The 19,666-nt window shown below is 32.3% G+C and carries 22 protein-coding genes; 21 read left to right on the forward strand and 1 reads right to left on the reverse strand.

The window, feature by feature from the left end; genetic code table 11:
- Nucleotides 1–7: 7 nt before the first annotated feature.
- From tgt to J2Z38_RS02235, 15 genes are all read left to right on the forward strand, one after another.
- Nucleotides 8–1,126, forward strand: a complete 1,119-nt coding sequence (gene tgt, locus J2Z38_RS02165; protein ID WP_209771876.1) for a tRNA guanosine(34) transglycosylase Tgt — start codon at nt 8–10, stop codon at nt 1,124–1,126.
- The gene (locus tag J2Z38_RS02170) at nt 1,126–1,386 is read left to right on the forward strand and encodes a preprotein translocase subunit YajC (protein WP_225304674.1); all 261 of its coding nucleotides are present in this window, start codon (nt 1,126–1,128) and stop codon (nt 1,384–1,386) included. The genes tgt and J2Z38_RS02170 overlap by 1 nt, the downstream gene beginning before the upstream one ends.
- A gap of 64 nt (nt 1,387–1,450) precedes the next feature.
- The gene (gene recJ / locus J2Z38_RS02175; protein WP_209771877.1) at nt 1,451–3,181 is read left to right on the forward strand and encodes a single-stranded-DNA-specific exonuclease RecJ; all 1,731 of its coding nucleotides are present in this window, start codon (nt 1,451–1,453) and stop codon (nt 3,179–3,181) included.
- Nucleotides 3,182–3,185: 4 nt separating this feature from the next.
- A complete protein-coding gene (locus J2Z38_RS02180) occupies nt 3,186–5,366 on the forward strand; it encodes a RelA/SpoT family protein (RefSeq protein ID WP_209771880.1) in 2,181 nt (726 codons plus the stop codon).
- Nucleotides 5,366–5,815: a D-aminoacyl-tRNA deacylase gene (dtd, locus tag J2Z38_RS02185; RefSeq protein WP_209771883.1), complete on the forward strand. Its 450-nt coding sequence runs from the start codon at nt 5,366–5,368 to the stop codon at nt 5,813–5,815. The genes J2Z38_RS02180 and dtd overlap by 1 nt, the downstream gene beginning before the upstream one ends.
- Complete coding sequence (locus J2Z38_RS02190; protein WP_209771886.1) at nt 5,815–6,417, forward strand: MBL fold metallo-hydrolase; 603 nt, start codon at nt 5,815–5,817, stop codon at nt 6,415–6,417. The genes dtd and J2Z38_RS02190 overlap by 1 nt, the downstream gene beginning before the upstream one ends.
- A gap of 11 nt (nt 6,418–6,428) precedes the next feature.
- The gene (gene aspS, locus J2Z38_RS02195; protein ID WP_209771889.1) at nt 6,429–8,177 is read left to right on the forward strand and encodes an aspartate--tRNA ligase; all 1,749 of its coding nucleotides are present in this window, start codon (nt 6,429–6,431) and stop codon (nt 8,175–8,177) included.
- Nucleotides 8,178–8,185: 8 nt separating this feature from the next.
- Nucleotides 8,186–8,602, forward strand: a complete 417-nt coding sequence (locus J2Z38_RS02200; RefSeq protein ID WP_209771892.1) for a SoxR reducing system RseC family protein — start codon at nt 8,186–8,188, stop codon at nt 8,600–8,602.
- Between the two features lie 34 nt (nt 8,603–8,636).
- Nucleotides 8,637–9,956 carry a ribosome biogenesis GTPase Der gene (gene der, locus J2Z38_RS02205; RefSeq protein ID WP_209771894.1) on the forward strand — a complete coding sequence of 440 codons (1,320 nt, stop codon included), beginning with the start codon at nt 8,637–8,639 and terminating at the stop codon, nt 9,954–9,956.
- Nucleotides 9,953–10,531, forward strand: coding sequence for a glycerol-3-phosphate 1-O-acyltransferase PlsY (gene plsY, locus J2Z38_RS02210; RefSeq protein ID WP_209771897.1), 579 nt, complete (start codon nt 9,953–9,955; stop codon nt 10,529–10,531). The genes der and plsY overlap by 4 nt, the downstream gene beginning before the upstream one ends.
- Before the next feature lie 8 nt (nt 10,532–10,539).
- Nucleotides 10,540–11,523, forward strand: a complete 984-nt coding sequence (locus tag J2Z38_RS02215) for an NAD(P)H-dependent glycerol-3-phosphate dehydrogenase (RefSeq protein ID WP_209771899.1) — start codon at nt 10,540–10,542, stop codon at nt 11,521–11,523.
- A 64-nt stretch (nt 11,524–11,587) separates the two neighbouring features.
- Nucleotides 11,588–12,157 carry a cell division protein SepF gene (locus J2Z38_RS02220; RefSeq protein WP_209771901.1) on the forward strand — a complete coding sequence of 190 codons (570 nt, stop codon included), beginning with the start codon at nt 11,588–11,590 and terminating at the stop codon, nt 12,155–12,157.
- 27 nt (nt 12,158–12,184) lie between these two features.
- Nucleotides 12,185–12,952 (forward strand): YlmH/Sll1252 family protein, encoded by a 768-nt coding sequence (locus J2Z38_RS02225; RefSeq protein ID WP_209771903.1) that lies wholly within the window; start codon nt 12,185–12,187, stop codon nt 12,950–12,952.
- Nucleotides 12,949–13,389, forward strand: coding sequence for a signal peptidase II (lspA, locus tag J2Z38_RS02230; protein WP_209771905.1), 441 nt, complete (start codon nt 12,949–12,951; stop codon nt 13,387–13,389). Before J2Z38_RS02225 ends, lspA begins: the two co-directional genes overlap by 4 nt.
- Nucleotides 13,376–14,047 carry a uracil-DNA glycosylase gene (locus tag J2Z38_RS02235; RefSeq protein ID WP_209771907.1) on the forward strand — a complete coding sequence of 224 codons (672 nt, stop codon included), beginning with the start codon at nt 13,376–13,378 and terminating at the stop codon, nt 14,045–14,047. The genes lspA and J2Z38_RS02235 overlap by 14 nt, the downstream gene beginning before the upstream one ends.
- On the opposite strand, the gene J2Z38_RS02240 is transcribed toward J2Z38_RS02235, so the two are convergent.
- Entirely contained in the window at nt 14,041–14,949 is a 909-nt protein-coding gene (locus J2Z38_RS02240) for a ribonuclease H-like domain-containing protein (protein ID WP_209771909.1), read from the reverse strand. The genes J2Z38_RS02235 and J2Z38_RS02240 overlap by 7 nt on opposite strands.
- 100 nt (nt 14,950–15,049) lie before the next feature.
- Between J2Z38_RS02240 and J2Z38_RS02245 the strand changes: the two genes are divergently transcribed.
- From J2Z38_RS02245 to obgE, 6 genes are all read left to right on the forward strand, one after another.
- Nucleotides 15,050–16,159 (forward strand): cysteine desulfurase family protein, encoded by a 1,110-nt coding sequence (locus J2Z38_RS02245; protein WP_209771910.1) that lies wholly within the window; start codon nt 15,050–15,052, stop codon nt 16,157–16,159.
- Entirely contained in the window at nt 16,159–17,322 is a 1,164-nt protein-coding gene (gene thiI, locus J2Z38_RS02250; RefSeq protein ID WP_209771912.1) for a tRNA uracil 4-sulfurtransferase ThiI, read from the forward strand. Before J2Z38_RS02245 ends, thiI begins: the two co-directional genes overlap by 1 nt.
- A 97-nt stretch (nt 17,323–17,419) precedes the next feature.
- Nucleotides 17,420–17,731 (forward strand): 50S ribosomal protein L21, encoded by a 312-nt coding sequence (gene rplU / locus J2Z38_RS02255; protein ID WP_209771914.1) that lies wholly within the window; start codon nt 17,420–17,422, stop codon nt 17,729–17,731.
- Complete coding sequence (locus J2Z38_RS02260) at nt 17,731–18,048, forward strand: ribosomal-processing cysteine protease Prp (RefSeq protein ID WP_209771916.1); 318 nt, start codon at nt 17,731–17,733, stop codon at nt 18,046–18,048. Before rplU ends, J2Z38_RS02260 begins: the two co-directional genes overlap by 1 nt.
- Entirely contained in the window at nt 18,045–18,326 is a 282-nt protein-coding gene (rpmA, locus tag J2Z38_RS02265) for a 50S ribosomal protein L27 (protein WP_004827476.1), read from the forward strand. The genes J2Z38_RS02260 and rpmA overlap by 4 nt, the downstream gene beginning before the upstream one ends.
- Nucleotides 18,327–18,380: 54 nt before the next feature.
- Nucleotides 18,381–19,661, forward strand: coding sequence for a GTPase ObgE (gene obgE, locus J2Z38_RS02270; RefSeq protein WP_209771918.1), 1,281 nt, complete (start codon nt 18,381–18,383; stop codon nt 19,659–19,661).
- The last annotated feature ends 5 nt before the right edge of the window (nt 19,662–19,666 follow it).

Below are 19,666 nucleotides of genomic sequence, written 5' to 3' on the forward strand. Positions count from 1 at the left end.
AGGATTAATGCCTTTAAAATACGAATTGATAAAAAAAGACAAATATACAAATGCAAGAGTTGGGGTAATTCACACAGCTAGTGGTGACATACCAACACCAATCTTTATGCCAGTAGGAACTGTCGGTACAGTTAAAACAATGACAGTTGATGATCTAAAGGAAATGGGAGCAAAAATTATCCTTGGTAATACCTACCACCTTTACTTAAAACCAGGTATGGATATTATGAAAAAGGCCGGTGGTCTCCATAAATTCATGAACTGGGATGGTCCTATACTTACAGATTCTGGAGGATTCCAGGTTTTTTCTCTTGCTGATAATAGAAAAATTAGCGAAGATGGAGTTATGTTTAGGTCTCATATAGATGGGTCAAAACACTTTTTTACACCAGAAAAGTCAATCGAAATTCAAAATGACATCCATTCTGATATTATGATGAGTTTTGATGAGTGTGTTGATGCCAATGCTAGTTATGATTATGTAAAAAACTCTATGGAAAGAACCCTCAGATGGGCAAAAAGAGGCCTTGATTATCACAAGGCAAATTCTCACCCAGACCAATCTCTTTTTGGTATCGTCCAAGGTGGGATGTTTAAAGACTTAAGGGAGATTTCTGCAAGAGAAACAGTAGCTATGGATTTTGATGGTTATTCAATTGGTGGTCTTTCAGTAGGGGAAACAAAAGAAGAAATGATTGATATTCTTAATTTCACAACCCCACTTCTTCCTGAAGATAAGCCAAGATATAACATGGGTGTAGGTACACCTGATTATCTTTTTGAATCTTTTCAGGCCGGTATAGATATGGCTGACTGCGTCCTTCCAACCAGGATTGCTAGAAACGGTACAGCTCTTACATCAAAGGGAAGGGTTGTAATAAAAAATGCAACCTATAAAGAAGATTTCTCACCACTGGATCCTGAGTGTGACTGCTATACCTGCTCTAATTATTCAAGAGCTTACCTAAGACACTTGGTGAATGCAAAAGAAATCTTAGGAGCAAGACTTCTTTCTTATCACAATTTATACTTCCTATTAAAGATGTGTGAAAATATAAGAGAAGCCATTATGAATGATTCTTTCCTAGATTATAAAAAAGAATTTTACGAAAAATATGGTTATTAATGAAACTTGAATATATAATTTTAATTATCTTAGCTGTAGGTTTTTATTACACAAATATTTTAGACTATAGGAAAGATAAAAATAGAGAGATTTTTGTTAATGATAATTTGAAAGTGTCTTCAAAAATTATTACAAAATCAGGAATTGTCGGTTATGTAACAAATATTAATAAAAATGAAGTTACCATAGTTACTGGTGAAGTTGAAAAAACATCATACCTGATTATTGAAAAATCATATATAGAAAATATTTTGGAATAGGGGCCTAGGCCTCTTTTTCTTTATAAATCTTTATTAAAGAGTATAATTTACTAGAAAGGAAGTTATGGCAAACTGGTTTATTTATAACAAAAAACAAAACTATATAAACAATCTTAAGCTTGGAAATATCTCTAAATTAGATGCCCTTATTTTGGGAAATAGGGATATTATTGACCCAGCAAAAGTAGATATGTATATAAATCCCGACTTAAAAAAGCTCCATGACCCATTTTTATTAAATGATATGGATAAGGCAGTAGATTTGATAATTGAAATTATGAAAAATGGTGGGGAGATAAGAATATTTGGAGACTACGACCAAGACGGTATAGCGTCAGTAATGACCCTGATGGATGGTCTTTTATTTTATTATGACAATATCTCATATGATATTCCTCATAGGGTAGAAGAAGGCTATGGGATTTCTTCAAAAATGAGCGATAAAGCAATAGAAGATAAGGTTTCCTTAGTCATAACCTGTGATAATGGAATTACTGGCTTTGATCAAATTGACAACCTCAAACAGGCTGGGATAAATGTAATAGTTACTGACCACCATCAAATTCAAAAAGAAGAAAATGACGAATGGTTAGATCAAATTTTGCCAAATGCCGATGCTGTTATCAATCCTAAAAGACTAGATTCAACCTACCCCTTTGATGACTTATGTGGAGCAGGGGTTAGTTTTAAACTAATCCAAGGGCTTTATCAAAAGCTTGATGGGGATGAATATTATTTATATTCCCTATTAGAATACGTGGCTATGGGCACAGTTTGTGATATTGTTTCACTCACAGATGAAAATAGGATATTTGTCATAGAGGGCCTTAAAAGATTGAATGAGACAGAGAAGATTGGAATAAAAGCTCTACTAGATGAAGCTGGTTGGGATAGGGAAATCGACGAATACACCCTTGGTTTTATTCTAGGCCCTCTTATGAATTCTACAGGCAGACTAAAAAGTGCAAAACTTGCTATAGATTTACTAATTGAAGAAGATATTGACAAGATCTATGAGATGGCGACTGATTTGGTTAAACTTAACAACGAAAGAAAATCCTTGACTGAAACTGCTTATAACAGAGCAATTGAAATTATTAAAGATAATTCTTATGACAAGGATGATGTGATCATAGTTTATGCTCCAGATATAAATGAATCTATTTGTGGTATTGTTGCAGGTAGGATAAAGGAAAAATATTATAGACCAACAATCATTCTTACAAATGCTAAGGAAGAGGGCGTTGCCAAAGGGTCTGGCAGGTCAATTTCTACTTACAATATGTATGAAAATATAAGGCCGTATGCTGATAAACTAGAATCTTTTGGTGGCCACCCTATGGCCTGCGGCTTATCGATTAGTATAGATAAAATAGATGAATTTAGGATATTTTTAAATGAAAACTCAAAATTATCAAAGGCTGATAAAGAAAATTCTATAAACATTGATACTCAGATTCCTATTTCTAAACTATCATTAGAATTTGCAGAAAGTCTGGATAAGTTTAAACCTTTTGGCAAAGATAATCAAAGACCAGTTTTTGCAAATAAAGGTGTTGATATTGCATCAATTTCAATGATTGGTAAAGATAAAAACACCTTAAGACTATCCTTATTCCAGAATGGAATTTACTATAATGCTATTAAATTTCAGGCAGAGGATGATTATAAGTATTTAAAAGAGAAATTTAATGGAGATATCCTTGGCAAAAAGATTGATATTGTTTACTATCCGGATGTGAATGAATTTAGGGGCAATAGGTCCTTGCAATTAAAATTAATTGATATTAGGTGATTTTATGGCAACCGATTTTAATAAAGAATTTATAAAATTTAAAGAGCTTATTTTAAAAAATAATCCTCACGCTAACATAGAACTTATAAAAAAGGCCTATGACTTTGGTGTTCTCCATCACAATGGACAAAAAAGAAATTCTGGAGAAGATTATTTTATCCACCCGATTGCTGTAGCCTCTAATTTATCAGATATGAAGCTAGATGATGAGACTATTTGTGCTGGCTTGATGCACGATGTTCTTGAAGATACTGATGTTACTAGAGATGAAATGAAGTCTGAGTTTGGAGAGGAAATTACTTTTTTAGTTGATGGAGTTACAAAACTTAAAAACCTAAACTACACTTCAAAAGAAGAAAAGCAAGCTGAAAACATTAGAAAAATGGTTATGGCTATGGCAAATGATGTAAGGGTAGTCCTTATAAAACTTGCCGATAGACTTCACAACATGAGAACTTTAGAATACATGACCAGGTCTAAACAATTACAAAAGGCGAATGAGACCATTGAAATATATGTGCCTCTTGCCCATAGGCTTGGAATTTATTCTTTAAAATGGGAATTAGAAGATCTTTGTTTTAGGTACCAGGAACCTGAAAAGTACTATGAGCTTGCAGAAATGGTAAGCGTAAAAAGACGTGAGAGAGAAAATTACATCAACGAAATAATTGATACCTTAACAAAATCTCTCGAGTCAACAAGTATTAATTTTGAAATTTCTGGCAGGCCAAAGTCTCTATATTCCATAAATAAAAAAATGGAAAGAAATAAGATTGCTTTTGAAGAAATTTACGACTTAACTGCGGTAAGGGTCCTTGTTGATACTATTGCAGAGTGTTATGCAGTTTTGGGTAAGGTTCACTCATTATGGAGACCAATCCCAAATAGGATTAAGGACTATATAGGCCAACCTAAGCCAAATGGATACAGGTCTCTACACACTACTGTTTTTGGTGATGATTCCAAGCCTTTTGAAGTTCAAATTAGGACACGAAAAATGCACAGGGAGTGTGAATTTGGTGTTGCTGCCCATTGGCGTTATAAAGAAAATAAAAAGACCAAGTCGGAATTCGATGATGCAATGAGCTTTTTGAGACAAATTGTAGAATGGCAACAAGAAGGCGGCAAGGATGTAAACAACGAAGAGTTTATGGAAACTCTTAAGACAGATTTCTTCTCTAGAGAAATATATGTCTATTCACCTGCTGGTGAGGTTTATTCCTTGCCAATAAATTCATGCGCTATTGATTTTGCCTATAAGATCCATACAGAAGTTGGTAATTCTTGTGTTGGGGCAAAGGTAAATGGTAGGATGGTTCCTATAACCCAACCACTAAAAACTGGGGATTTGGTAGAAATTATTACCAGCAAAAATTCTCAAGGACCAAGTAGGGACTGGCTTAATATTGTTAAAAGCAATCAAGCTAAATCTAAGATCAAACAATTTTTCAAGCGTTTTGACAAGGAAGAAAATATTGAAATTGGTAAATATTCTGTAGCTCGTGACCTCAAGAAATATAGGCAAAACTACAGATATCTTCTTAAAGATGAATGGCTTGCTGAAATTGCGTCTGATCTGGGATTCCCATCTGAAGATGAAATGTATGCCTCAGTTGGTTATGGCAAAACTACTGCCGAACAAGTAAGCCAGAAATTAATAAGGAAAGATAAAGAAGAGTTTAAAAAAGAAGAACTCAACAAACCTTTAGACATAATTCAAAAAGAAATTAATACCCAAGTTACTAACGAAATTAGGGTATCAGACCTCGAGGATGATGTTGAAGTTAAGTTTGCTAAATGCTGTACGCCAGTGCCTGGAGATCCAATAATTGGATTTATTACCAAGGGCAATGGAATATCAGTTCATGTTAAAACTTGTCCTAATATTATTAATTCAAAGTCTCCAGAAAGATTAATCGATGTTTACTGGCAAAACCTATCTACTGATAAGTTTCCAGTTAAAATCCAAATTATATCTGCAAATGGACCTTCAATCCTGTATGAGGTTTCTAAGATGATATCAACCTTTGACGTTAATATCTTAAGCATCAACGCAAGGACTGATAGTGATGCAGGTATTATGGACTTGGTTATTGAAGTTACAAGTACAGGGCAATTAGACAATGTGATTAAGAAACTTAAGACAATTAAAACTGTCTCTGATGTATTTAGGGTGAAAAGTTAATGAGAGCAATTATACAAAAAGTTACAAAGGCAAATGTTGTAGTAAAAGATGACTTAATTTCTGAAATAGGAAATGGCTACATGATCCTACTTGCTGTTAAAGATACAGACAATGAAGATGACCTTGCCTATATAAAAAGAAAAATAGCAAATTTAAGAATTTTTGAAGATAAAGAAGGTAAAATGAACCTAAGCCTTAAAGACACAGGTGGCGAAATACTCCTTGTTAGTCAATTTACACTTTATGGTGATGCTAGAAAAGGCAATAGACCATCTTTTACCGAATCAGCAGGACTTGAAAAAGCAAATGCTTATTATGAAAAACTTCGTGATGAGCTTGTAAATGAAGGTTTTATTGTGAAAACTGGTCAATTTCAAGCACATATGGAAGTTAGTCTTGTAAATGACGGACCTGTTACAATTATTCTTGATAGTGAAAGGATATTTTAATGGAAATCAATAAATTTACCCTAGGTCCTGTTATGACCAACACTTATATTGTCCATGAAGATGGGAGAGGATTTATAGTAGATTGTCCCTACCCATCAAGTGTGCTTGATAAGTTTATAGAAGACAATAAAATAAAAATAGAATTTATTATATTAACTCATACACATTTTGATCATGTTACTGGTTTGAAATATTATAAAGATAGGTATGGAGTGGATGTTTATGCTTCAGAAGACGCCAAAGAATTGGCTGAAAATCCAAATTTCAATTTAGGGTATCATATAAATAACCTTGAAGTGCCAATAGATCATTATCTTAAGGATGAGGAAGTATTTAGTAAATATAATATTAAGGCAATAAAAACACCTGGACATACAATAGACTCTATGTCCTTTGTTTTAGGAGATGCTATTTTTACTGGAGATACCTTATTTAGGCTCTCAGTAGGAAGGACAGATTTTCCAGGTGGGTCTTTTGAAGAGATTAAAGACTCTATCATAAATAAACTGGGCAAACTAGATAGGAGTGCAAAGATTTACCCAGGTCATAATGAAAACAGCACTCTTGGATTTGAATTAGACAATAATCCATTTTTACAATAATTGGAGGAAGTATGGAATTTAAAAGAACACATATGTGTGGAAGCTTGAGAATAGAGGACTTGGGCAAAGAAGTAGTTTTAATGGGATGGGTTGCTAAAAAACGTAACCTGGGTTCCTTGGTTTTTATCGATCTAAGAGATAAAACAGGAATAAGCCAGATTGTTATCAGGGAAGATGATAAGGATAATTACGAAAGAGCACGTCAAATATCAGCTGAGTATGTACTTGAAGTTAAGGGAAAAGTTTTTGAAAGAGAAAGCAAGAACCCAGATATACCAACAGGTGATATTGAAATAATTGCTGATAAAATCAATATTCTCGATAAGGCAAAAACACCACCAATCTATATCAAAGATGATGATGATGTAAGTGAAAATTTAAGATTAAAATACAGGTATCTAGACATGAGGAAACCTTCAGTGCAAAGGAATCTCAAGCTTAGGTCTGATATTGTTAGGACTATGAGAGAATATTTCTATGACAATGAATTTACTGAAGTAGAAACTCCATTTTTAACAAAACCAACTCCTGAAGGTGCGAGAGATTATTTAGTACCATCTAGAATCAATGCGGGTAAGTTCTATGCTCTTCCACAATCGCCACAATTACTAAAACAGATTTTAATGATTGGATCCCTTGATAGGTATTTCCAAGTCGTAAAATGCTTTAGAGATGAGGACTTAAGAGCAAATAGACAACCAGAATTCACCCAGCTAGACCTTGAAATGAGCTTTTCTGACCAAGATGATGTAATAGCTATGAATGAGGGACTACTTAAAGTTCTTTTTGATACTTACACTGATTATGATTTAAAACTACCTATCAATAGAATGGATTACAGTGAAGCTATGGAATCTTACGGATCTGATAAACCAGACTTAAGATTTGGCTACAAAATTAAAGATGTAACAGAACTTTTTGTTGATAGTGAATTTAAGGTATTTGCTGATAATACAAGCGATGGTAGGTCTGTAAGAGCTATTAACTTTACAGGACTTGAAGAAAAGTATTCTAGAAAGCAATTAGATAAATTAACTGATTTTGTAAAAGATTACGGTCTTAAAGGACTTTCTTACATTAAATTTAATGAAAGTATGCAATCATCAATTAAAAAATTCTTAACTGATGAAGTGATAGATGGTCTTAGAGAAAAGCTAGATGCAAAAGATGGAGATCTAATCTTCCTTGCTGCTGACAAGGATAGGACTGTTCTTGAAGGTCTAGGAGCATTGAGAGTAAAAATCGCTAAGGAAAATAATCTTTATGAAAAAGAATATGCCCTAACTTGGGTTGTGAATTTCCCAATGTTTGAATATAGCGAAGAAGAAGATAGGTATGTAGCTCAACACCATCCATTCACAATGCCAAATGAAGAAGACATTGATTTATTATTAACAGAGCCAGAAAAGGTGAGAACTCAAGCCTATGATATTGTTATAAACGGAGATGAAATGGGTGGTGGATCTGTTAGAATTAACAATTCAGACCTACAAAAAAAGGTATTTGAAGCTTTAAAATTGACTGATGAAGATATACAAAATAAGTTCGGATTCTTTATTGAAGCTCTTCAATACGGCACACCTCCACACGCAGGACTTGCTTATGGACTTGATAGGTTATTAATGTTATTTGCAAAAACAGATAATATTAAGGATATAATTGCTTTCCCAAAAACTCAATCTGCAACATGTCCATTAACTGAAGCACCAGCTTTAGTGGATGATAAGGCACTTGAGGAACTTAATATAAAATTGAGGTGAATTGATTAATGGCAATGACTAAAGAAGGTCTAGTCCTTGAAAATAACAATGGAAATTTAAAAATAAAGGTGGACCGAAATGCAGCATGTGGATCATGTGCTGCAAGCGGTTCTTGTGCAGAAAGAAAAACAACAATAATAGAAATTTTTTCTGCCGATGACATAAATAAAGGAGACAAGGTCATCTTAGAAAGCGATGCCGATGAAATTAGTAAAATTTCTGCCCTTGTTTATGTAGTTCCAGTTATTTTAGTAATGATAGGTGCACTAGTGCCATCATTTTTATTAAAAAACTCTGGATATGATACTAACCTAATAAGTTTAGGCTCGGTTATATTGATGCTTGTTTTATCAGTCCTATATATAAAAAGACTTGATAAGGGAGCAAAAAAAGAAAATCTTATGAAGGTTAGAAAAATTTATTAAAAGATAGTAATCAATAATTAAATTGGAGGGGAAAATGGCTTTACCAATAGTAACCCTAGTAGGCAGAACAAATGTAGGTAAATCTACATTATTTAACCGCCTAGTTGGAAAAAGAAAATCAATAACAGAAGATGTATCAGGTGTAACAAGGGATAGAATAGTTGATAAGGCTGAATGGCAAAACAATGAGTTTTTACTTGTTGATACTGGCGGTATTGATATATCTAGCAAGGACATGATGAATGTTGAAATAAGGGGTCAGGTAGAAAAAGCCCTCCTTGAAACTGACCTAATCCTATTTGTAGTTGACGGTAAAGAGGGTGTAAATCCTCATGATGTTGATATAGCAAATGAGATTAGAAAATACAATAAACCTGTAATTATAGTTGCAAATAAGGTTGATAATATGAAAACTCCAGATGACCTCTACGATTTTTATTCATTTGGATTTGACAACCTTATTATGATTTCAGCTGAACAGGCTAAGGGGCTTGGTGACCTCCTAGATGCGGTTATTTCATTTATAGATTTTTCCAAATATGAAAACTTAGAAGACGAAACTAGGATTGCAATCATAGGCAAACCTAATGCCGGTAAGTCTTCTTTAGTAAATCTCTTACTAAATGAAGATAGAATGATTGTAACCGATATAGCAGGAACAACTCGTGATGCAGTTGATTCTTACTGGACCTACAATGATCACAACTATGTTTTAATCGATACAGCAGGTCTTAGGAGAAAATCAAAAGTAAAGGAAAATATTGAATATTACGCCAACCAAAGGACTTTCGATGCTGTAGATAGTGCAGAAATTTGTTTGTTTTTAATCGATGCAACAGTTGGTGTCACAGAACAAGATGCAAAGATAGCTGGTTATGCCCATAACAATAAAAAAGCGATGATAATTGCTGTAAATAAGTGGGACTTAGTTGAAAAAGATACTAATACCATGGCTCAAATGGAAAAAGAAATAAGAAACGCCTTATCTTTTGCCCTCTATGCTCCAATAGTGTTTATCTCAGTAAAAGATAATGCTAGGATAGATACCCTACTAGATATGATAGAGGTTGTTGACAATAATTATAGAATGAGGATTAAGACAGGAGTTTTAAATACAATTCTTCAAGACGCTATGTTATTAAATCAGCCTCCACAGGATAAGGGCAAGAGATTAAAAATTTACTATATGAGCCAAGTTGGAACATGCCCACCAAAATTCATCTTATCAATAAATGATAGAGAATTATTGCACTTTTCATATACTAGATATTTAGAAAATCAAATCAGGCAAAACTACTCACTTGTAGGAGTACCATTTAGCTTCGTATTTAAGGAGCGAGGGGATAAAAAATGATTTTTTTTATAATTGCTCTTTTGTCTTATGTATTAGGAAGCCTACCTTTTGGATACTTTATCGGTAAGTATATTTACAAAAAAGATATTAGATCTATGGGATCAGGCAACATTGGAACAACCAATGCCTTAAGAAATTTTGGTAAAACCGCTGGGCTAATCACATTCCTTTTAGATGCCTTAAAAGGTGCTGTGGCTGCTTATATAGGTGGGAAAATAGCTGGTGAAAACGGAATGTATCTAGCTATGTTCTTTGTTGTTTTGGGACATATGTATAGTTTTCTTCTTAATTTTAAGGCTGGAAAGGGCATAGCAACAGTATTTGGCGCTTTAGTATACATTAAACCGATTTTCGCACTTTGTATGTTTGGCGTGTTTTTTATAATAGTATTGCTATCAAGAATGGTATCTCTAGGCTCTATTAGTGTTTGCCTTGTTGCAATATTTGCCAGCCTTTATAAATATGGTTTTAATTATTTTAGTCTTAGTCTATCAATCATTGCGATTATTATAGTTGTAAAACACAAAGAAAATATAAAAAGAATCATGGAAGGCAAAGAAAATAAATTATTTTAGGGGAAAAGATGACGATTTCTATACTAGGAGCTGGATCTTGGTCGACAGCAATAGCAGATTTGTTGGCTGAGAAGGAAGATGTTCTCATTTATGCCAGAGATGAGCAAGTTGTATCGACAATCAATAATGACCATTTAAATATAAAATATTTTCCAAACAATAAATTAAAAAATAATATAAAAGCTACCAGCAATCTTAAAGAGATATTTAAAAATAAATATATTGTCAACGGAATACCAACCCAGCAAATTAGGAATGTTTTAAAACAATGTGAAGGTGTACTAAGCGATGAGCATATAATAATAAACCTATCAAAGGGTTTGGAACTTTTTAGTCATAAAAGAATTTCTGAAATATTTAAAGATTTTAATCCAAATATTTCTTTTGTAGCCCTTAGTGGACCATCTCACGCTGAAGAAGTTATAAACAAGATGCCTACTACAATTGTATCTGCGAGTGAGGATATAAGTATTGCTGAAGAAGTTCAAATGCTTTTTGTTAGAGATTATTTCAGAGTTTATTCTTCAAATGATTTAATTGGAGTAGAACTTGGCGGAGCAATTAAAAATATTTTAGCTTTTGGAATTGGTATGGCTCAAGGACTAGGTTATGGCGATAATGCTAAAGCTGCCCTTATGACAAGAGGAATTCACGAAATGAGTAAGTTTGCATGTGAATTTGGTGCAGAGTTTAAAACTATAAATGGTCTTGCTGGTGTTGGTGACTTGATTGTTACTGCCACAAGCGCTCATTCAAGAAATAACAGGGCAGGTATTCTAGTTGGTCAAGGCCTTAGCCTCGAGGAACTCAATGATAAAATAAAAATGGTTGTAGAGGGTATTCCAACAACAAAGTCAGTTTATGAACTTGCCAAGGAAAAAAACATTGACCTACCTATAACAAACGAAATATATCAAGTGCTTTTTAATAACAAGGATTGCAATGAGTCTGTAAGAGATTTAATGATGAGAGAAATAAAAAGCGAATTTTAAATTTTTACATTATAATCGTTTTAGTATATAATAAGAGTAGATAAAACTAGCAAAGGATGAAAAAATGTTTGACAAATTTAAAGAATTCATTGGTATCGATGATAATTATGACGATTACGACGATGATCAAATGTATTATGATGATGAAGATGATAAGCTAGAAGAAAGTAGACCTAGAACAACTTATAGCGACTTATTAGATGATAGCAAGGATAATACCTATGCTGACGATTCATTTAAATCAAGCAAATCAAGTTTTTCTTATGATTATTCATTCGGCAATTCATTTAAAACTAGTAATACTGAAGACAAGGTAGTTAGCATTAATAGTAGTAGTAGCTTTACCAGGAGTAGCAATATGAGAATATCTATACAAGAACCTTTAGACTATGATAATGATGGACCAGTTGTTATAGAGGAAATCCTTAAAAATAGAGTTGTAGTATTAAATCTAGAAATGGTTGATAATGACCTAAGAATGAGAATATTCGACTTTGTAAGTGGTGCAGTTTACGCACTTAAAGGAAATATGAGAAAAGTTACAAAGGGAATCTTTGTGATAACACCAAATGGCGTTGAAATTGATTCTTATGTAGCAGATCAAATTTCAGAAGGAAATTATAACCAACTATAGATCGATTAAGTTCGATCTTTTGTTTTTATGGCATTAGAATATAATTTAGATCACATACGTGACAAACAGAAAAAAACAAATATTAGAAAAGCCTTATCTATTTTAGAGAAGGCTTTTTATAAGAAAATAGAAACTCGAAGTTTCTTTTTAGATCCTTTTGAACAAAAAACTTTGGCTGAAATTGCTAATAAAAATTCGATTGATATTTACTTTCTGGGTGGAAACCATGATTCTGAAAGAAAAATTTTTGTAGCAAACTATTATTATCAGCCACTATATGAACCTAATTATATTAGTGTTCTAGAATTCGGTGCTAAAGATATTAGCCATCCAGATGTTTTAGGCGCACTTTTAAACCTAGGGATTGATAGGAATGATATTGGAGATATTTCTATTCTTGATGGAAAAGTTGAATTTGCAGTTAGTGTTGACCAGGCAAGTTTTATAGAATTTAACCTAACAAAAATTAAAAATGAAAGTGTAAATCTTAAAGTTAAGGAAGATGCACAGCTAGATTTGATTAAACCTAAATACGAAGACTATACTGGGTTTGTATCAAGTTTAAGGCTTGATAACCTGCTTAGCTTATTTTTATCAACATCAAGAACTAAGGCTAGGGAAATCGTAAAGGCGAGACTTGTTAAGGTAGATTTTCAAATCATAGAAGACCCATCTTACCAAGTTGATGAAGGATGCCTAATCTCTGTCAGAAGGTTTGGAAGATTTGTTTTTGATAGTATTGATGGTTACAGCAAAAAAGGTAATTATCACATAAAGTATAGGAAAGTAAAATGATATATATAATAATTATTATCTTAGGACTTGTCTTAGACAGGCTTAGTAAGATATACGCAGTTAATAATTTCATAGAAAACCCAATAGAAGGCCCTTTCATCAACCTAACATACTTAGAAAATAGGGGAGCCGCTTTTGGAATTTTGCAGGATAAAAGAATTTTCTTTTTAATAATAACTATAGCTATTGTTTGTTATTTGTTATATTATTTTTACAAATCCTATAAGACAAATCCTGTAATTTTGAATGTAAGCTTAGCTTTGATTATTTCAGGAGCTTTGGGTAACTTTTACGACAGGTTTGTAAATGGTTTTGTAGTAGACTTTTTAGAATTTTCATTTTTCTCATTTCCTGTTTTCAATGTTGCAGATATTTTTGTTACATTAGGATGCGGATTAATGATTATATATATAATTTTTATCCATGAAGATAAATAACGATTGGGACCTTATATTAAAAGAAGAATTTGAAAAAGAATATTTCAAAAAAATCTTTTCTTTTTTAGATAAGGCCTATAATGAAAAAAATATTTATCCACCTAGAGAAGAGATTTTTAAAGCCTTAGAACTTTCTTCATATCAAAATACAAAAGTTGTTATACTTGGCCAAGACCCATATTACAATTATGGTCAAGCTCAAGGTCTTTCCTTTTCTGTAAATGAAGGAGTCAAGCTTCCACCTTCTTTAAGAAATATTTATAAGGAAATGGAATCCGACCTTGATATTAAGCCAGCTAACACCGGGTCATTAGTTTCTTGGGCAAAACAAGGTGTGTTATTACTTAATGCTAGCCTTACTGTAGAAGAAAAAAATCCAAATTCCCATAAATCTATTGGTTGGCAAATTTTTACGGATAAGATTATTAGTTCACTTAATGAAAGGCAAGAGCCCCTAGTGTTTATTTTATGGGGGAACTTTGCAAGAAGTAAAAAATCTTTAATTACTAACAAAAGACATATGATAATAGAATCAGCTCATCCTTCACCATTGTCGGCTAGGCATGGATTTTTTGGAACAAAACCATTTTCAAAAACTAATGAATTTTTAAAGAAAAATAATATCAAAGAGATAGATTGGAAAATAGAGAATCAATAGTGATTCTCTATTATTTTTTTGCATAGATTCAAAATATTTTTGTAATTGTAAGTATAATTTTCTCTAATTATTAATAGTTTATCATTAATTTTAATATTTGAATTATTAATTATATCAAAAGTATTAATGCTCACAAATCCAGTATTTTTATCATCAAAACGTCCATATAATACGTGAAGATTAAGTTTGATGGTATTATCACTTATAGCAAGCTGATAATTATTTTCTGCAACAAATAAATCTTTTATATCGGTTCCTGATTTAAATTCGAAATTTCCTATATCTTTGTTTATATTTGCCTTTACTATCCAAAATTTTCCTATTTTAGAATTTATGGAAAGTTTACTGATATAAAAATTTTCTATATCAGATAGAGCTAAAGTTGCTATTAGATCATTTTCGTTGTGTTTTAGAATAGGATAGGGTTTATCTCTTACAATCATATCATCTGTAAGCTTACTAATGACTTTATATCGACTAGGATCATGCCTTTCTATTCCTATTAATTTTTCTATGTCCATAAGTTTCATTGATTCATAGGAAAAAAATTTGGAATTCCATTTTATAATCTTGTATATATCAAGGCTCTCCTCAGGGAAGGCCGGCATTAATTTGTGGGCAAGAAGCCTTGAATTTAAAAAAGGAATGTCAAAATTATCTCCATTAAAAGTTATAAGCTTTTTGCCTACTATTTCTCTGAGGAATATTTCTAAGAGTCTAATTTCCTCATTATCATTTTCTGCAAAATATTGGTAAATATAAGCCTCATCCTTTTCTTTTTTTACAAGACCCAAAAGTACCAATTTATCTCTATTAAAATCAAGTCCAGTAGTTTCTATATCTAAAACAAGGTCATTCTTATTTATTTTTTCTCCACTAATTTTAATTTTTTTGCTTATCATATAAGCATTATACTATTTATATCTTCTTAATATCAGTAAAAGCTCGCCAATCTTGTAATCTTTCTAAGCTCTAATATAATAATATAATTAAGGAGTATATATGATATATTTAGATAATGCTGCAACTACAAAAATGTATGATGAAGCGATTGATGCCTATGTTGATGTTTGTAAAAATCATTTTGCTAATCCAAGTGCCCTTCATTCATACGGAATGGAAGCAGAAAACTTAATTAAAGATACAAAAAAATATATAGGAAAATTAATATCTGCTAGTGATTCAGAGATATTTTTTACTAAATCAGCTACAGAATCAAATAACATCGCAATAAAATCTTTTGATGGAGCAGCTATTACTAGCAGAATTGAACATTCTTCAGTCTATAATACCTTTAAGAACTCATATTTTGATGAAGTCAGATACGTTTTAAACAATAAGTATGGTTTCATTGATGAAGATGATCTTAGAGTAAAATTAGATAATAAAGTTACATTTATATCTTTTATATATGTAAATAATGAAATAGGGACAATTCAAGATATTAAAAATATTTCAAAAATCATTAAAGATTTTAATAAGGATATTGTAATCCACATTGATGCGACTCAAGCCTTAGGAAAAATACCATGTGACGTTGAATACCTTGGCATCGATATGATGAGTTTTTCTGCACATAAATTTCATGGACCAAAACAACTCGGCGGTTTATATATTAGAAAAAATATTCAAGGGAAGATAAAACCTATTTTAGACGGTGGTTATCAGGAGATAGTTTCGTCAGGGACAAACAATCCGCCTGCAATTTATGCTTGCGGAATTGCCTTAAAAAAGCAAATTGAATCTAATGAATACTCCAAAATAGAAGAATTAAATCACTACTTAAGAAAATTAATTAAGGAAAATATTAAAGATTCGTATATAATATCACCAATTGAGAATTCATCTCCATATATATTAGATGTTGCCTTTGCAAATATAAAATCAGAAGTTCTACTTCATATGTTAGAAGAAGAAGAAATTTATGCATCAAGCGGCTCTGCCTGCTCAAAGGGCCAATATAGCAGGGTTTTATCAGCCCTAGGAATTGATAAAAAGTATATGGATGGCGCAATTAGGTTTTCTTTTTCTGGCGAAATAACAAAAAAAGATTTAGATTTTACTTTAAAAGTATTAAAAAATAGTATAGAAATGATAAGGATGGTAATTTAATGGAATGGATGTTAGCGGTAAGTTTTGGAGAGATATTTCTAAAGGGTAAAAATAGGCATATTTTCTACAAAACAGCTATTGATAATATAAAAAGAAATATAAGAGATATTCCATATGAAGAAATGTATTCAGAATCTTCTAAACTTTATATAAGGGCTGATGAAAAAGATTTTGAAAAAATTAAAGATAATATTTTAAAAGTCTTTGGAATATCATATGTTGCTTATGCTGTGAAGACTGAAAAAAACATTGAGAGCATATATGAAGCTTGCAAGGTTGATCTTGAGAAATATTTTTCAGATAAGCTTTATACTTTTAAAGTTGAGACAAAAAGAACAGACAAGGCTTTCGAATATAAATCACCAGAACTATCCGCAAAGATTGGAGGATTTATTTTAAGAGATTTTCCAAACTTAAAGGTGGATGTTCATAATCCTGACTTCAAAGTATTTATCGATGTGAAAGATAATGTTTATGTGTATTCAAAGAGATTTGAAGGTCTTGGCGGACTTCCTATTGGCTCTTCTGGCAAGGGACTTTTATTATTATCAGGAGGAATTGATTCACCAGTTGCTGGTTTTATGGTAGCAAAAAGAGGAATGAAGCTCGATTGTATTCATTTCCACTCTTATCCTTTCACTTCTAAAAGAGCCCTCCAAAAGGCTATAGATCTGGCTGAAATCATGTCTGCCTATACTGGCAAAATGAGAATATATTCAGTAAATCTAGCAAATATATATAAGGCAATAAACCAGAATTGTGATAGGCGAGAAACAACTATTCTCTCAAGAAGATTTATGATGAGAATTGCCAATAAAATTTCTGAAGCAAATGATTATCAAGCTTTAATAACAGGTGAATCTTTGGGGCAAGTTGCAAGCCAAACTATTGAGTCGGTTGCGGTTATTAATGATTCATCAAAAAGACCAATTCTAAGACCGCTGATAGCAATGGATAAGAAAGATATAATAGATATATCAATGAAAATTGGCTCTTATGATAAATCAATTGAGCCATATGATGATTGTTGTTCAATTTTCGCACCTGATAAGCCAGTTACAAAACCAAAACTAACCTATATAAAATTATCGGAGGAAAATCTTGATATAGAGACCTTAGAAAATAATGCAATAAACAATATGGAAATAATTGAAATTGCTTGACAAAGTCATAATAGAGAGTAATATATATGAGTAGACCGCTCAGCTAGGGCTCTGATCCCCGAATGCTGGCGAGAATATTATAAATAGGAGGCTTTCCATGTACGCAATTATTAAGACAGGTGGAAAACAATACAAAGTATCAGAAGGTGACTTAGTAAGAGTTGAAAAACTTGCTTACGAAGTTGGTGAGACTGTAGATTTTGATCAAGTACTATTAGTATCTAACGATGGTGAACTTAAAGTAGGTTCTCCAATAGTAGAAGGTGCTAAGGTATCAGCAACAGTTGAAGATCAAAACAAAGATAAAAAAATTGTTGTTTATAAATATAAACCTAAAAAACAATATAGAAAAAAACACGGCCACAGACAACCTTATACTTTAGTAAAAATTAATAGCATAAGTCTTTAATGATTAATATTGATTTATTAATCAACAAAAAAGATGAAATAGTAGGTTTTGAAATAAAAGGCCATGCCGAATATGATGAATATGGCAAGGACCTTGTATGTTCAGCTGTAACTATACTTGCCTATAGCTGTGTGAACAGTCTTGACAAATATACTGATGATGTTTGTTTTATAGATGATGAAATAACAATGTCTGTTAATATCGATAATCCTAATAGGGATACAAATGTGATATTCGAGTATTTTAAGACTGGTATTGAAACACTTTTAGGTAACTATAGCAGCTACGTAAAATTAAATTATAAGGAGAAATTATGATATTAAATATTAATTTACAAAGATTTTCAAGCAAAAAGGGAGTTTCTTCATCTAAAAACGGTAGGGACTCAAGAGCTAAAAGACTTGGTGTTAAAAGAGCTGATGGTCAATTTGTTAACGCTGGAACAATCATTGTTAGACAAAGGGGAACAAAAATTCACCCAGGTAACAACGTTAAAAGAGGTTCTGATGATACTCTTTATGCATCATGTGAAGGTGTTGTAAAATTTGAAAGAAAAGGCAAAAGCAGAAAACAAGTATCTGTTTATGCACAATAAGAGATTAAAAATTAAGCTTGCCTTTGGCAAGCCTTTTTTTATGAAAGGAAAACTATGATTGATATTGCAAAAATAAGCATCAAAGCAGGAGATGGGGGTAATGGTGCAGTAGCCTGGAGAAGGGAAAAGTATGAACCTACTGGAGGACCTGCTGGTGGCGATGGTGGTGACGGCGGCTCGATTATTATTAGAGCTACTAGAAACCTATCTACACTTGATGAATTTAGATATAAGAAAAATTTTAAAGCAGATAATGGTGAACAGGGTGGTAAGAGCAAGAAATTTGGGAAAAAAGGTGAAGATCTTTATATACCAGTTCCCGTTGGCACTTTAATTAGAGAGGCAGAATCTAATACCATAATCAAGGATATGAAAAAAGACGGCGAAGAATTTTTGATAGCTAAGGGCGGTAGAGGAGGACGTGGAAATGTTCACTTCAAAAACTCAATTAGACAAGCCCCAAGATTTGCTGAGTCGGGCAAAAAAGGCCAAGAAATCGAAGTTGTTTTTGAACTTAAAGTACTCGCTGACGTTGGCCTAGTAGGACTTCCTAATGTTGGTAAATCTACACTTCTTTCTGTAATAACAAAAGCAAAGCCAAAGATAGCAAATTATCATTTTACAACAATAGATCCAAACCTTGGGGTTGTTAATGTAGACCATGAAAGAAGTTTTATTGTAGCCGATATAGCAGGTCTAATAGAGGGTGCAAGTGAAGGCACAGGACTTGGTCATGACTTTTTAAGACACATTGAAAGATGCAGAATTTTAATTCACCTTGTTGATATTTCTGGGCTTGAGGGTAGAAATCCTATAGAAGACTTTGAACTAATAAATAAGGAATTAAAGCTTTATAACGAAAAACTATCTGAAAAGCCAATGATTGTGGCCTTAAATAAATCAGAACTTGATTATAATGATAATGCTTCAAAATTTATAGCAGAGTATGGAAAAGACTACAAGATATTTAAGATTTCTGCTGCTACCACAACAGGAATTAAGGAAATGATTGACTATGTTACAGAGGAACTTGAAAAATCAAACCAAGAGGAATTTGCTTTATATGAAGAAGTCGATGAAAATTTCCTAGAAGATTTCTATAATAAAGAAATTGACTTTGACTTAAATATCAAAAAAGAAAATGAAATCTACCTTGTTTATGGAAAAAGAGTTGATAATCTATTAAAGAAAGTCAACATTGACGACTATGATTCTATGATTTATTTTGAATCAACATTAAGGGAGATGCAAGTATTTGACAAATTAAAAGAAATGGGAATAGAAGACGGAGATAGTGTTGCTGTAGGTGATATTGTCTTTGAATACTATGAATAGGAGGA

This window comes from Anaerococcus degeneri (genome assembly GCF_017874475.1).
Lineage (GTDB): Bacteria > Bacillota > Clostridia > Tissierellales > Peptoniphilaceae > Anaerococcus > Anaerococcus degeneri.